This window comes from Paenarthrobacter sp. PH39-S1 (assembly GCF_030063245.1).
In the GTDB taxonomy this organism is placed as follows: domain Bacteria; phylum Actinomycetota; class Actinomycetes; order Actinomycetales; family Micrococcaceae; genus Arthrobacter_M.
The window spans coordinates 75,578-90,074 of the sequence record NZ_JASISR010000004.1 but is presented as its reverse complement, the minus strand read 5'-3'; the positions used below and the strand labels follow the sequence as shown (position 1 = coordinate 90,074).

The window sequence follows — 14,497 nt, the reverse complement described above, 5'->3', positions numbered from 1 at the left end:
GGGACGTGGGAGTACACATTGGCGAAGTGCATACGGACATCGCCGCCGCATCAGGCTCCCGGGCGCAGGCCACGGCGACCCCGCAGGTTTCCCCCGCTGCGGCGCAGGAGCGCTGGGGCGAACTCAGGCGCACCGCTGAGGTGCTGGGATCGCGCACGGCTTCCGAGGGCTTCGATGACTGATCCGCTGCTGGCCGTAGTCTCCCCTGTGTTTACCGTCAACGGTGAACTGGCGGGAAGTCTCGCCCGCGACTGCGTCAGGCTGGAGGTAGCAGAGGGCTGCGAGGGGTTGCGCACGCTGCAGGCGCACTTTGTCGCCGTCGGGCCTGGGGCTACCGGACCGCCGTCGAACATGCTGTACCTGGACGGTCAGACGGTGGACTTCGGGAAGTCCATTGAGGTCAGTCTGGGACCGTCGAGTGCGCAGCGGACCGTCTTCGAGGGCACCATCTCCTGCATCGAAGCCGCCTATCCGGACAGCGAGCCGCCACGGGTGGTGGTGTACGCGGAAGACGCGCTGATGCGGCTTCGCATGACCCGGCGGATGCGCACCTATAAGGACGTCACGGATGCGGACATCGCCGGGCAGATCGCGACCGAGCACGGGCTCCAGAGCGAGATCGCCGCGGAAGGGCCGCGCTACGACGTGGTCCAGCAGGTCAACCAGAGCGATCTGGCGTTCCTGCGCGAACGTGCCCGCCTGCTGCAGGCTGAAGTCTGGTGTACGGGGCGGAAACTGCACTTCACCTCCCGGCCGCGGCGCCAGGGCACGGCGCTGACGCTGGTCCAAGGCAACGAGCTCCTCTCGGTGCGGCTGCGCGCGGATCTCGCCCACCAGCGCAGCGAGGTGGTGGTCACCGGGTACGACGCCTCCACCCGCGCCGTCATCGACGAACGCGCCGGCGTCGACGTCGTCGAGGGCGAAGCGGCCAGCGGTCTGACCGGACCACGGGTTCTGGAGAAAGCCCTTGGGGCCAGCGTTTCCATGCGGGTCCGCGAAACTGCGCTCAACGCCGGTGAGGCCACGGCGTGGGCCAAGGCGGAGATGCTGCGGCGCGGCCGCGGTTTTGTCACCGCCGTCGGCACCACCCGGGGCTCGCCGGACATGGTGGTGGGCAGCAATCTGTCCCTGCAGTCCGTAGGGCCGCCGTTCGACGGGACAGGCTACTACGTGACTTGGGTACACCATATATTCGAGCACGAGCACGGGCTGCGGACCGGGTTCGAGGCCGAACGCTCAACGGTAAACGAGGTCTCCGCATGACGCTGCCCAACCCCGTGGACGGCTCCGCGCCCGGCTACTACGGTGTCTACCCCGCGCTGGTCACGGACATCGTGGATAAGGAAAAGCTCGGACGCATTGAGATCCGGTTTCCCACCCTCGGCACCCAGGGCGACCGCGACGTCAGGGCTTGGGCCACGCTCTGCACGCCCTACGCGGACAAGAATCAGGGGCTCGCCATCCTGCCGGAAGTCGGCAGCGAGGTGGTGGCCGCCTTCGAGGCGGGCAACTGGCGCCGGCCCTACATTGTCGGCTCCGCCTGGAACGGCCAGGCCGCGCTGCCGCATGCCCCGGAAGCCGCCAACAACATCCGGATGCTCCGCTCCCGCGGGGACAGCAGGCTGGAATTCGATGACACCGCCGGGGCCCTGAAGCTGAGCATCACCATGAGCGCCGGTCACCGGGTGGTGCTCGACGACGGCGCCCAGGAGGTCACGATCCAGCACACCAACGGTTGTCTGCTGCGCATGACGGCGGACGGTTCGATCGAGATCCATGCCAACAACTCGGTGGACATCACCGCCCCCTCCGTCGATGTCACCACACCCACGGCGACATTCAGCCAAAACATCATCTGCCAAAGCCTGCTCGCCCAGGTCTGCGTGGTTTCGCCGATGTACACGGTGGGAGTGGGCAATCTGTTATGAGTGGCCACGATGATTTTGTGCTGCGCGCCCCCTGGTATGTCCGCGAACGCCAGCCGGCTTTCGGGCTGCGTGACCGCAGGGCGCTCCGGCCGCAGATCCAGATGTACGACAATGCGCAATTCGTGAAGAACAGGCTGCTGCCAGACCCACGCGACTCACTTAAGGCGACCCAGGACGACTTCTGGAGCTACCCGGTTCCGAATACCCCGTCCCTGTCGGCGAAGGGGCGCGAACGGCTGGCGACCAGCCGGCTGCTGCACACCAAGCTGCGCAAGCTCTATCAGCCCACGCACGAGCGGTTCTACGCCGTCGTCGTCGAGGTGTTCTGTGATGCCCCCGGCCTGCCGCGCGCCGGCTCGCACACCGACATCGAGGTCCGGATGGTGATGCGCCGCCAGCACACCTCCGTGACCGGCCAGCGCAAGCCGGTGCGCCGGCTGGCCCGCAACCTGCTGGTGGAGATGGCGAAGGCCGAAGATGTCAGCTTCGATGCCGATCAGGAGCCCGACGCCGACATCCGCGACGTATGGTGGGCCGACGCCGCGTGGCACCGGCGCTTTGAGGAAGACAACGCTGAACTGCTGGCTGAGGTCGGCGGCCATACGGATGCGCAGGCCTGGATGGTCGACGGCGCCGGCAGCGGTCAGTGGCGGACGCTCGGCACACCGCCCGCCAAGGGCCGGTCCCCCGACACGGAGGAAGAGTTCCCGATGTGGCGGCTGCCGCCGCGAGGGGAAGACTGTGCGGAAGCCCGAACCCGCTCCCTCTGGTTCGGCATCATCCCCACGTTCTCGGGAGCCCATTGGGCGGACGAGGACAAGAAGGTTCAGCCCAAGCTGGACGACCACGGAATCTACGAACTGCAGTGCTTCGTCCGGCAGCCCGCGCCGCGGGGCAAGGAACAGTGCCCGCCGAAAATCTGCTGGGGTGAACCCAGCGAACCATTCCGGCTGGCCGCCCCCTTCGACCCCGACGGGACCAAGAATCACGCGGTCTCCATCACCCTCCCGGACCTGCGCCAGCTCGCCGCCCGCGCCGGCCAGCCACAGGGACCCGGCGGCGCCCGCATGATCACCCCGCCGCAGTCGCAGTTCGTCTTCAACCCGTTCAACGGCATCCCGAAGTCCGGAACGGGAAAGATCGGCGCCGGCGGCGGGATCTGCACCTTCGCCTTTGAACTGTTCTTTATGGTTGCTTTCTTCCTCTTCCTGATGTTCCTGCCGATCGTGATCTTTGCGTTCCAGCTGTGGTGGATGCTCGCCTTGCGGTTCTGCATCCCGCCGTCGATCTCCTTCTCCTTGATGGCAACCTTCTTCGCTCAGGGCAAGCTGCTCGCCGCCGTCGAAGCCGATGCCCAACTCTCGCTGAAGTTTGACGCCGCCTTCGGCACGGACAGCGCCGTCCTGGAGTCCGCGGACCAATCGCCGGGCTGGGCGAAGCAGCTCGATGACGTCAAGGCCCCCGTCAGCGGGGCCAAAATCTTCAGCAACGATGCGGCACTGACGGGTGCCATGGTCGCCGCGAACGATCCGGCCGACGCCGTGAAGCCGGCACCGCCACCGGTGGAGACCAAGCCGGACGACCCGCTCTGCCCCTCGCCCTGAAGGCACCGCCATGACAAGCTTCGCCGTGAGCCGACCGCAGGACGCTAAGGAAGGGGAAGCTGGGAAGGCAGCCGATCGGTTGCTGCATCCATCCCTCGGAGTGGGATGGGGGGCGGTCGCACCGCAGGAGACTGAAGATCACGCTGCCGCGGCTCGAAACCCGACGGCGCTTGGGAACCTTCAGCTGTCCGCCAGCCAATCGTTGGGCCCCTCCACGCGCGAGCTTATGGAGCCCAAGTTCGGCGCGGATTTCCGTGGGGTTCGGGTCCACACCGACCGGAACGCGATCGGTGCAGCCAATGCGTTGGGAGCAAATGCCTTCACTGCAGGGTCGGACATCGGCTTCGCGGCCGGCCGCTACGCCCCGGACTCCCCCACCGGCCGGCGCCTGCTGGCCCACGAGCTGGCCCACGTCGTGCAGAATGCCGGGAATGTGTCCCCGTCGACCGTCTACCGGGACCCGGTCGACCCGGGTGCGCCTTTCGCCGGGGGTGGCGGCGGACATTCCGGAGGCGGCGGCGCGAGCGGATCATTCGATGCACCGGCCACGGGCACGACGGGCTCACCGGCCGGCTCGTCCGCAGGCACCGGACCTTCCGGAGGCACGGTACCGGAGGTCATCGAGCTGAAGGGCAAACCGCTGTTGGCCCCGTCGCCCGAGCTGGCGCAGGCACTCAAGGACAAAGCGGGCGGCGCGCTCCTGGTCCGTGTCCGCTTTGGTGAGCTTGCCGAAGGGTTCCTCCCCATCGTGTGGAGCGATACCGGCTTCCTGACCCCGCCCCCGGCTAAGAATTTCCCGGCCTGGGGCATTCCCATGACCCATCCGGCGTTTCCCGTCGCCGGACTGGCGAAACCAACATTGTGGATCGAGGTCCGCGACTCGGTGATCGGCGGGGCAATGGGCTGGATCACCGCTGCCGCATGGGCTAACGATCCGTCCCAGTTCAAGTCCCATGTGCCGTTGGAAATGCTGTTCGGCGGCCTGTCCGCTTTCACAAACCTGGTCCTGGATGCACCCGTCACGGACACTCTTTGGAACGGCCGCTTCGTCTACGAAGCACCTCATCTCACCTTCGACTCCGGACCTTTCTCCGGCAGCGGCCGGATCAGGGTCGACGACGGGACCTACGACTTCGACGCCACCATCGAGGTACAGCTGACAGGGCTGCCGAAGGGAGCGAAAGTTCCGGTTAAGCGTCCGTCGGGAAGCCTGGAGAACGTCATCTTCGGCAGCAAGACGTGGCGCTACGAGCGCACGCTGGGCGGGAAGAGCGGCTCGAAAATCTCCGGAGAACTGACCGCCACGCTGGGCAACGGATCGTTCGACGTTCGCGGTACCGCCGGCTACAGCCGCTCGAACCCGCGGATCCGCGGGACGGTGACCATCGTCGTCGGCAGCCTTGAGACGGCCCGGCAGGCGGTCACCGACCGGCTCGGACCTGATGCACCAGCCAGCATTGAACCAGCCGCGCCGGGAGAGGGCATCGCCATCGCGGGTTTCGGCCAACTGGACTTCGAACTCTCCGACTGGATGACCGGCAACGCCGAGGTGATCGTGCACCCGGAGGGCTGGGTCACCGCCCGGGGGGAAATCCTGCCCACGAAGATCATCCCGCTCTTCCGGAAGCAGGCGAAGGAACGCGAGATCCCCGGCGTCGGCGGGTCCTTCACCGACGTCCTCGCGGGCGTACCGCTGATCGGAGACGTTCGGGTCGAAGCCGATGCCCAGCTCTACGCGTACGGTTGGTTCGGCCCCGGAACATTGCATGACATCCGCGTTACCGGGCTGATCTCCAACCATCCCGCCATTGTGAACCGTTTCGAACTGGCCGGAACCATCAGTTCACCGGCGGCCGCCGGACTTCGACTCGAAGCAAACATCGGCCTGTCCGCATATGCCGTCCACCTGAAGAAGGTCGCCGAGGCGAAACTCACCGGGCAGGGCACGCTGGAGCTGCAAATGTACGCCGAGGCGACAGCGGCTGCGGGACGCCGGGCCTCAAAGGCTCATCCGAACGAGGCGGAGCACTACCTGCAGGGAAGGCTGGCCGCCGCCGCGGCACTCATTCTCGATCTCCAGCTCAAACTTCGCGGCGACGTCCTCGGATTCTGGCGACCCAACATCCACCTCATCGACCAGACCTACACACTGGGCCAGGCCGGCGCCAAGTTGAACTTTGAGTACGTTTTCGGGAAGAACCGGGACAGCACAATCGAGGTCAGCTTCGACAAGATCAGCTTCGACGCCGGCTCTTTCGCCGCCGCCGTAGTGCGCGGCGAAACGGTGACCCAGAAGGGGTACGAAGGCAAGACGCCGGTTGCCGCCGACACCACGAGCGACGTGGTCAACCCGGACGCTCCGCCACCGGGCCCGGTGGCCTCCGGTGCGCACACCCCCGCTCAGTTGGAAGAACCCTTCAGCATGTACTGGGCGCCGCATACGCTGCGGCTATCGCTGCTGGAACCCCCGGATCTTCAGATGGAGAGCGCCGGGCCCGAGCGGCTGTTGAACAGGATTTCACGGGCACGAAAGAATGTCCGCCAGGACGCCGCCCTTTCCGTGCTGGAGCGGGACACGCGGCTGTCGGATCTGGACAAGATCGCCGCCCAAGCCCGGCAGGTGTTGGACGCAGCCGAGAAGGTCGAGAAGGGATCCAGGTATCTGACCCCCTCCGTGCCGGGCTTCGCCAATCTTGCGCAGCTCATTGCGGACTACGGCACCCGCTACCGGACGACGGATCTCGCCGCCGGGCTCGCGTCGGTCAGTGTGGATCCGACGAATCCCAAGACGGTGCTGAACAAGTTCCCGAAACTTGCCGACGACGCCCTCATCACCGCGCGCGTCGGGCGGATCCTGGACATGGGCGTCTCCGCCACAGTGTTGCGCAGAATCGTGGACAACCATCCGCCCAGCGCCGAAGGCCAGGTCGTCGACCTGCTCGAATACATCGAGACCATGATCCTTGCCCGGACCGTTAACTGGGAGGCGGTGCTGACAGACCTGAAGACCGGCGGCAACAAGCTCAAGGGGGCCACCTTCGTGCTGCGCTACATTGCCACCTACGGCGACTGGTCGGACCTGACCTTTGAAGCCAAAGACGAGGATGCAGGGCAGCCGGACAACCGCCGCTGGGACACGCTGATGTCCGGCACACTCTACGAGTTCAAGGCCTGGTACGTCTGGAAACCGATCTCCTCACAGACGTTTCTCAAGCAGATCCTGCAGGACTACCTTAACAACGGTGTCGGCGAGACCATGCCGCTCAAATGGGTCTTCGGCCCGTCTCCCCTGAGCCGGGTCGAAATTCTGGCCAACATGGGCGCCGCGTTGGACGAGGTGAAGGCGGACCTCCTAGCTGGCAAATCGTCCCGGGTTCCGGGCTTCTACTCGCCGGCCTTGTGCGACACGATCAAGAGCCGGCTCAACTCCGTGGTTGTCAAGGTCACCTGACCTCTGGTGGGTGAGCTTGTCGAATCCAGTACAGGAAAGTGATGGGCTCCCACCGAACGCCCAATTCAGCTCTTTGCTAGGCAGTCGGCCCGACTGTTGACGTAATCCGGATCAGCCGGGAGGCGGGACCGAATGTTTGCGGTATGCCGCCGCGCGTGGCGGTGCTCGCCTGCCGATCATCGCCGTCATGCCCGCGGCTTTCATCGCCTCCTCACCAGTCACCGTCATCTTCACCGGCCAGTCCGTTTCCCCGGACGCCCCGAAGAGGGCCAATGCGTTTGCCGATGCTGCGGAGGAAAACCGCGATCCGTAGATCAGGATGTCGGCAGGAAGTGAACGAAGCACGCGTGCCTCCCTCAACCAGCGGCGAGGCTGTTGGGCGGGAGGCCGAGGACGGCGCAGATTTCGTCCGGGGTCGTTGCGCCTTTGATATCGCTGAGGGTTGACGAGTCTGCCAGGGTGGGCAGCTGGAGCCAGCCAAGTTGCTCGGAGCCGCGGAGCATCAGGACGGTGAACTCGCCCGGCTCCGCCCGCCGCTGCAGGTAATAGACCGTCGCGCGGGGCAGGGCTTCGGCGATGACCCACGGCACTGATCCCAGCAAGCCGTCGTCGGCTGTTACGACTACGCCGATGAATCCTTGCGCGATGTGGAGCCAGGGCTCGTCCGCCGTCTCCCCCAACGCGGCCAGCACGTCGGCCACCGAAGCTCCTTCGACCACCACGGCGGTGCGTGCCTGCCTTGGGCCCGCCGGTCTCCGCACCTCGAAACCAAGCGACGCTGCCAGGTCAAACGGGTCCCGTTCCTGGTACGAGACCTCATCCCCGTTCATCCATTCGAAAATCGACTGCCGGTCCAGATCGAACCAGAGCGTGTACACCTTCTTTCCCGCAGCAAGTAGGGAGAGCGTTTCGGCGAATGGGCGGTCAGTGCCTTCATTGCCCGGGGAGTCACAGACCAGCGCGTTGTAGTCGCCCCCGCCGCGGACCACGTGCCAAGGCGGCGGGTCAACTCGGACATGGGGAAAACGCTGGTTCCATTCAGAAACGATGGCGTGCTGCAGCTCCGCGGCTGAAACCTGTGCCAGCACGGCCCAGCAAAGGGACTGATCGAGCATACTCATGATTCTCGCTCCAGCATCGTCTTGGGTCCGGTCATGGTCTCGGCACCCCCAGCGGGGCTCCGATGGTCCCTGCGGCAGCTTCCTTGATCGCGGCCTCGGACAATGGCACAAACCTTGTGCCGGGAAGACCGTTGGCGTCGAGGATGCGGCGGAGCCGAGCCTGCGCCTCGGCCGGGAGCGCGTCGGTGAATCCGAGGTACGGGACTTGCCCCGTGGCGGCCTTCGCGTTCTGCAGTTGGGTGAGCATGGTGTCAATCTTCTCCACCGCTTCCTTCTGCGCCTCGGTCAATCCCTTTTTGTTCAGCCGCTGGATCACGGCTTCAAGGGCGTCGGCCCAGGTGTCGGCGCCCCACCCCTTGACCTCGAAGCCGTGCCGCTTCCCGGCCACGACCATGTCGAAATCGATCTCACTCTTTCCCATCTTCACCTGCCGGCGGACGTTGGTTCCAATTGATTGGGCCACAGGCTCGGCCACCATCTCCGCGCCGGCTCCGCGCGCCGCGGTTCGGAAGGCCTTCATCACTCCTTTGGCGGCCGGGTCAGTGGCCGCTCGCCGGTACAGGTCCCACGGAGTGCGCCGATCGCGGCCGAGGAAATCCAGCGACGAGTCGGTAATGGAGGTTCGGTTCAGCCAGCGCAGGTCCAGGGTTTCCAAGCCTTCGCGCGCCTTCCGTCCGAGGACCAGCAGCGCCTCATCTGACACACCCGGACGGTTGACCAGAGTCTGGACCTCGAGGATGAGCGAATTGGGCAGCCGCGACTGGGCAGCGGCGATCAACAGGTCGGTGAGGGACGCGAGCGAATTGGGGCGGGCGGCGACGACCTTCTCGACGGCCTGCAGGAAGGCTGCCCGCGCCTCCGGGCGCAGCTGTGAGGCCCGCTGGGCGATGGCGAACCGGGCGTCCGCCGCACTCTCCGCCCGGCGGGTCGCCGCCTTGGCCTCCGCCGTGTCGGCCGTCTTGCCGGCGGCGGCCGCCGCCTCACCCTCGCTTCGGCTCACCAGGCTTCTCAGCCGGTCCAGTACCCGTTTACCCATGGCCTCCGATGTCGTGCCGGCGAGCTTGCCGAGCAGCTGCTCGGCGGCGACTTCTCCACGGCTGACTCGTAGCATCGCAAAGAAGCCGGGGCCCGTCTCACGGCCGGCGGCCATCATGGCGCCCTCGCGGGTGACCGCCGCCAGGGCTTCGGCCTCCGTGCCGTACCTGGCAATCGCACGGCGCAGCGCCTCGGCCTCGGCGCGCAGCGGCATCACCGCGTCGCGGAGCACCCCGGGCAGCGCCATCACTCGGTCGGCCGCGGACACGAGCTTCGGAATCAGTCCGGAGGTGATCAGACGGGCCAGATCGTGGGCGATCCAGATCGTCATGGTGACGTCGAAAAGCGCCAGGAATGCCCGTCCCTCGGCCGTCTTCTCCAACGCGGACCGGTGTTCGTCCACCAGGGCCATGGCACCGATGAGCACCGAGTTCACGATGGCGGCGCGGCCGACGGCGGTACCGGCGGCCGCCGCGACTCCCTCACCGATCGCCGTGGCACCACCCCCGCTGGCCAGGCCGCGGGCGAGAGCCGGCCCGAAGGCGGTGGACAAACCGGTGGCTGCCATCAGCCACGTGCCGCCCTGCATTTGGGTCTTGATCATCCGGTTGAGAATTTCTTGGTCCGGCAAGTCCAGAAGCCCCACCGCCTCAACCAGGGACACAATCCGGCTCTGCGGGTTGGCGCCGATGGACGTGACCCGCACCAGTTGCGTGGGCAGATACGGCCCCTGCTCGGCACCGTCGTTGACGATCAACTCCTTCATCATGGCCCGGTACATGTTGGCGGCCATGCCGGTCAGCCCGGAACTGCCCAAGCGGAAGATCATGGGCTGAATGTTAGCCACGGTGCGCGTGATCGGACCGGCGGCCTCGCCCGGCGCTGCCCGCTCCTGGCCCAGCCGGACAGCGCCGCCAACGGGGAAATCGGCTGGCGGGAGCAGCCGCGAACCCGCTGTGGCCGTCTTCCGCACTGCCCAGTGGTAGAAGCCGTCGGCGTCAAAGCCGAACTTGAACTCCGGCAGACTCTGCAGATTTTCGCCCGGTACCTGCATGGAGGCAATGGCCTTGACCGTGAAGATCCGCCCGATCATGGCCAGTGCACCGCTCTCCGCCTGCATGTTGATCAGACGGGTCATCGTCCCGTTGCCGGAAAGCCGATGCTCCAGGACCGCAAACTGCTCCGCCGGCGTCGAATACAACACCCGGGCGACCAAGCTCGCGTCGCCGCTGTTCCCCGTGCCGATGGCGAGGCCGAGGACCGTTACCCGCTGATCGAGGGTGAGGAGCGAGAGGACGTCGAAGTCCAGTCCGCGCAGGGAGGTGATTCCAGCGGCCAGCCCTTTAGTGAGGATCTCGGCGCGCTGGCTGGCCTCCGCAGCGGTGCCCTTGCCGAACTCCGGTTGGAAGCTGCCGCCGGGGATGAAGACAGTGCCCGGGTAATGCCACCAGAAGCGTTCAAGCCGGGCATCCTCCGGGCGCCCTGAGGAGACGTAGCCCTCGTTCCAGAACCCCGGAGAGGCAATGGTGTAGCCGTAGAAGCGTCCGTTCCCGCCAGGGATCATCACCCGCGGACCCGTGCGCGGCGAATTGCGCAGCGCTGTTTCCGCGCGCGTCGCCGTCGATTCGTCCAGGATCAGCTCGCCGACCTGGATGCTGCCGATATTGTGCTTCTCGGAAGAGATTCCGGTGCGGTTTTCGCCGCTGAAGTAGCTGTAGCCGCCCACCGCCTTCGGAACCTCCTGATAGGGCGTAGGTGCCGCGGTGATCGGCCCGGTCACCTTGCCGAAGTCGGAGGGTTGGCTCCCCGCTGGATAGGCTGGCCCGGGCCGGGCGGACCGGCGTCCCAGCAGCGGAAGGATCGCCCATTTCTTCTCCTCCGCCTCGGTCACCAGCCATTGCGAGGCCGGCTTCTTCGTGTTGGAGGGCAGACCCCATTCCTCCAGTTGGTGGCTGTCGAGCAAATCGAGATAAGCGTCGAAATAGGAGCGCTTGGTCGCGTCCGTCAGGTCCCCGCGGCCGGCCCAGTCCACGGTGATCTTAAGCAGCTGCCACTCCGCGGCGTCATTGATCAGCCGTTGCTTGAGCAGTCCGACGACGGCGTCCACGTCGGTGCGCAGCCGCGGATCCAAGGCGGCGCGGACCGAGGTGACGACGTCGGCTGCTACGCCGTCGAGGGTCCGCAAGCGAACGTGCTTTTCGCCAATGACATCAAACCCGCCAACATGGTCCGGGTCCCCGTACAGCCGCTGCGCCACCTGCTCCCGGCTCGTTCCGGGCGGCGTCCAAAAGGTCGCCGGATCAAAGGTGTCGATCAGCGGCGTCCAGTCATCCAGTGGTTCCAGCGTGACGTCTTTGGCCGCCGCCGGCGGCGACGGAACAGTAGGATGGTCAGGATCGTCCTCCTGCCGGGCAATCCTGGCATGCGGGGCGGCCCGGAGCGCCGGAGCAGTGCGGCCCGCGGCGAAGGCCGCCGCCACCGACTCCGCTTCACGCTCGGAGGCGTCACCGCAATCACTGAGCTCCCTCGACGGCGCACCGGAACTGCCCCTGGTCTGGAGCACATGGGTGAGTTCGTGCGCCAACAGTTTGCCGCCGCCGCCCGCCGCCGACGGCGACGATCCGGCCCCGAAAGAGATGTGCTGACCGGATGAGAATGCCGCAGCGTTCAACCGGGCAGCGGCCTGCGCGCTTCCAGCGTCGGCCTGCACCCGGACGGCACCCAAGTCCTGGCCGAACCACAGTTCGAAGGCGGCACGCTCGGCGGCGCCCAGCCGTTCACCGGCTGAGGGAGCGGGTTCCTGACCCCGTTGTGATGGCATCGCAGTCCTGACGCTTCAACAGACCCCGCACGCTACGCCGGGGCCGTCACGGCGTCGTCCCCGCTAACTGGGAAGAGTCTGATAACCGACCTGAAGACTTCCGCCAACAAGCTCCAATGCGCCACCTCCATGCGGCACCTTCATGCGGCAATGCATTGCCGGCGACGGCGACAGGACCGAGCTGTCCGACGAGCAGATGTCACTCGTAAACACCATTCAATTCCGAATTTCTACGCCGTCACGCCGGCTTGAGGATCTTGCGCTTCACTAGCTCTGCAATGATCAGCCGATAGTTTTCCGATAAGAGAGCTGCCGCCTGCTCGATTAGTCCCTTCGAGGCAGGATCGATGCCGCTCGTCACGGCACGTGCCGTTTCGGCTTTTCCGACTGCAGTTAATTGAGGAACATAGTCCCAGGCCCGTTTGGTTAGCGAGGCGATGCCAACGGAAGTGGTCGTCTTGAACACCTCCAAAACATCAAGCAGCGACTGGGCCACCGCACGTCGGGCAATCAGCTGAGTCTGAGGGTTCATGGTCTTGTCCCCGGACAATGACCAAGCATCGCCCAAATTATTTGTAACGGGAACGCCGCCCGGAGCACGGTTGAGAGTGTCATGCACCGACTTGGCAACTACATTGGCCATCAAATCGGGTTCTTTTTGGTGGATTCCTTGCAACAACTTCGAAAATCGACCCTCGGAGTCAATATTCGGCCGAAAGACGGCTCCCTTGAACTCCACGGTTTCGTATCGGGAAAATTCCCGGGCAACGTCCCCCGTCCAGGCCCTCGTGGCAACCGCATCAAAGAACGCTACCGAGGCCGCTGTGAACTCGTTGCTGGCATTCATCGGCAGGCGGCTGTTGAACAACTGCATGACGTCGCGCTTGTTAAAGAGGTGACCAGCGGCGAACGCGTCGGTGAGGAAATGATCGGCGAAGGAGTTCAAAATGAGGGCGCTATCCCTGTTTCCACCTTGTGATGCCCTAATGGCCCGCCAATGGTAGTCCTCGTAGGCAGATTTGTGATCGAAGGCGGACTTTCCCGAGACCGGGGCCAAATCGGACGATGAGGGAGCGAAATGTGCCTCGTTCTGCGCCGCCAAGCTGTGGTAGCGGTTGGCCGTGGCCGCGTCCCACTCGGCAGTCGTCACTACCCAGCAGGCACGGCTTTGTCTTTTTTGATCAACGCCGTGAGTGAGTTCAGTTGCTTTGCCGAGGCACCGCTTAATTGGGTGGGGTCCGCAAAGAAGTCACCCATGGCGATGCCTTCACCGTACTCAATCGTGGCGCCGTTGATTACCATACTCAGCTGCTTCTGGGTGAGAGCGTCCTTGGTTGCCTGATTCAGCATCGGAGGGATGAGGAGCACTTCGCCTGCATTAAAACCTGAAACGGCGTTACCTGAGCTACCCGGCCAAGTCTTACATTTGTCTGGGTTCGCAGTAAGCAACTCGTCCTCACCGAGTCCGAATTTGGCTGCCAGGAACGCCGGAGTCTCGCCCTTGCGGACAATATATTTGAGGGCTCTTTTGGCTAAGAGCTCCGACATGGCCTCGCCTGTTTCGCCGAGTTTGGCGTGCTCGCCTGCCTCGTAACGCTGGACCGCCCGCTCCCCCAATCCACTTAGGGGCACGGCGGCGCGACCGGCCCGTGAACCGGAGGCTTGATGCGCCTGGGTTTCCGCGGCCTGATCGGTGGAGATGGTTTCAGGCGATGAACCAATTGCTCCGCGCTGCTGCACTACGTGGGCCAGTTCATGAGCCAAGAGTTTTTGACGCTGGTGCCTGTCAGACGCCTGGTTGCCGGAGCCCATGACAATGTCCGTACCGAATGTGTAGGCCGTTGTGTCCAAGGCATCCGCGGACGCGTGCGCTTGTGGATCCGAGTGGACCCTGACGTCCCTATGTCGACACCCAAGCGGGATTCCAGAGGGCCGCGGAGATCGGCATCCACCGCGTCACCCGGCGAATTCAATCCTCCTTCGACGATCCGGCGCCGCGTCGCCCTCTCGCCAGCGGCATCCGCGGGCATGTTGTTCCAGGTTTCCTGGACTGTTCGGTTGATGCCTCAATACTCCGCGTTTCGGCGTCACGAAGCCGTCGCAACGCGGCCGTGACGCCCCCACCGCACCATAGACCCATGACGGATATCGCGGACCAGTGGACCGGAGTGGGACTTCGCTTCCCGCTGCGCCCCTCACAGGAGACCGGAGGCCTCGAGTACCTCGGCAGCATGGAACTCATCCGCCAGTCCATTGCCACCATCCTGGACACGCAACCCGGCGAGCGCATCATGCTCCCCTCGTTCGGATGTGGGCTGCTGCGGTACCTGATGGAACCGAACACGCTGAGCACCCGCACGTCCATGGAACAGGACATCATCGCGTCGCTCTCGCAGTGGGAGCCGCGGATACGGCTGGTGAACGTTGCGGTGACGCCCGGGGAGGATCCTTCCTTGGTGTGGATAGAAATCGCCTACGTCCGTCTGGCCGATCTGCGGCCGGACAACCTGGTTTACCCGTTCTATTTGAAGTAGCGA

General features: G+C 65.2%; 11 protein-coding genes. 6 read left to right on the top strand and 5 right to left on the bottom strand.

Going from position 1 to position 14,497, the window contains the following annotated elements; translation table 11 throughout:
• The first annotated feature begins 5 nt into the window (after positions 1–5).
• From QMG52_RS04070 to QMG52_RS04050, 5 genes are read left to right on the top strand one after another with little or no spacing between them, the layout of a single operon-like run.
• A complete protein-coding gene (locus QMG52_RS04070; protein ID WP_283559154.1) occupies positions 6–182 on the top strand; it encodes a hypothetical protein in 177 nt (58 codons plus the stop codon).
• Positions 175–1,263 carry a phage late control D family protein gene (locus tag QMG52_RS04065; RefSeq protein WP_283559153.1) on the top strand — a complete coding sequence of 363 codons (1,089 nt, stop codon included), beginning with the start codon at positions 175–177 and terminating at the stop codon, positions 1,261–1,263. The genes QMG52_RS04070 and QMG52_RS04065 overlap by 8 nt, the downstream gene beginning before the upstream one ends.
• The gene (locus QMG52_RS04060; protein WP_283559152.1) at positions 1,260–1,928 is read left to right on the top strand and encodes a phage baseplate assembly protein V; all 669 of its coding nucleotides are present in this window, start codon (positions 1,260–1,262) and stop codon (positions 1,926–1,928) included. The genes QMG52_RS04065 and QMG52_RS04060 overlap by 4 nt, the downstream gene beginning before the upstream one ends.
• Positions 1,925–3,532: a hypothetical protein gene (locus QMG52_RS04055; RefSeq protein WP_283559151.1), complete on the top strand. Its 1,608-nt coding sequence runs from the start codon at positions 1,925–1,927 to the stop codon at positions 3,530–3,532. The genes QMG52_RS04060 and QMG52_RS04055 overlap by 4 nt, the downstream gene beginning before the upstream one ends.
• A 10-nt stretch (positions 3,533–3,542) precedes the next feature.
• The gene (locus tag QMG52_RS04050) at positions 3,543–6,983 is read left to right on the top strand and encodes an eCIS core domain-containing protein (protein ID WP_283559150.1); all 3,441 of its coding nucleotides are present in this window, start codon (positions 3,543–3,545) and stop codon (positions 6,981–6,983) included.
• Positions 6,984–7,094: 111 nt separating this feature from the next.
• Here QMG52_RS04050 and QMG52_RS04045 read toward each other — a convergent pair whose 3' ends face one another.
• The 5 genes from QMG52_RS04045 to QMG52_RS04025 all read right to left on the bottom strand — a co-directional run bounded on the left by QMG52_RS04045 (position 7,095) and on the right by QMG52_RS04025 (position 13,883).
• Complete coding sequence (locus QMG52_RS04045; protein ID WP_283559149.1) at positions 7,095–7,328, bottom strand: hypothetical protein; 234 nt, start codon at positions 7,326–7,328, stop codon at positions 7,095–7,097.
• An 11-nt stretch (positions 7,329–7,339) separates the two neighbouring features.
• Positions 7,340–8,104, bottom strand: coding sequence for a hypothetical protein (locus QMG52_RS04040; RefSeq protein WP_283559148.1), 765 nt, complete (start codon positions 8,102–8,104; stop codon positions 7,340–7,342).
• 31 nt (positions 8,105–8,135) lie between these two features.
• On the bottom strand, positions 8,136–11,960 hold the full coding sequence (locus QMG52_RS04035; RefSeq protein WP_283559147.1) for an eCIS core domain-containing protein: 3,825 nt from the start codon (positions 11,958–11,960) through the stop codon (positions 8,136–8,138).
• A 238-nt stretch (positions 11,961–12,198) separates the two neighbouring features.
• Positions 12,199–13,110, bottom strand: a complete 912-nt coding sequence (locus tag QMG52_RS04030) for a hypothetical protein (protein WP_283559146.1) — start codon at positions 13,108–13,110, stop codon at positions 12,199–12,201.
• Positions 13,110–13,883, bottom strand: a complete 774-nt coding sequence (locus QMG52_RS04025) for an eCIS core domain-containing protein (RefSeq protein WP_283559241.1) — start codon at positions 13,881–13,883, stop codon at positions 13,110–13,112. Before QMG52_RS04025 ends, QMG52_RS04030 begins: the two co-directional genes overlap by 1 nt.
• A 215-nt stretch (positions 13,884–14,098) precedes the next feature.
• On the opposite strand from QMG52_RS04025, the gene QMG52_RS04020 reads away from it, so the two are divergent.
• Positions 14,099–14,494: a GPW/gp25 family protein gene (locus QMG52_RS04020; protein ID WP_283559145.1), complete on the top strand. Its 396-nt coding sequence runs from the start codon at positions 14,099–14,101 to the stop codon at positions 14,492–14,494.
• Positions 14,495–14,497 lie beyond the last annotated feature (3 nt).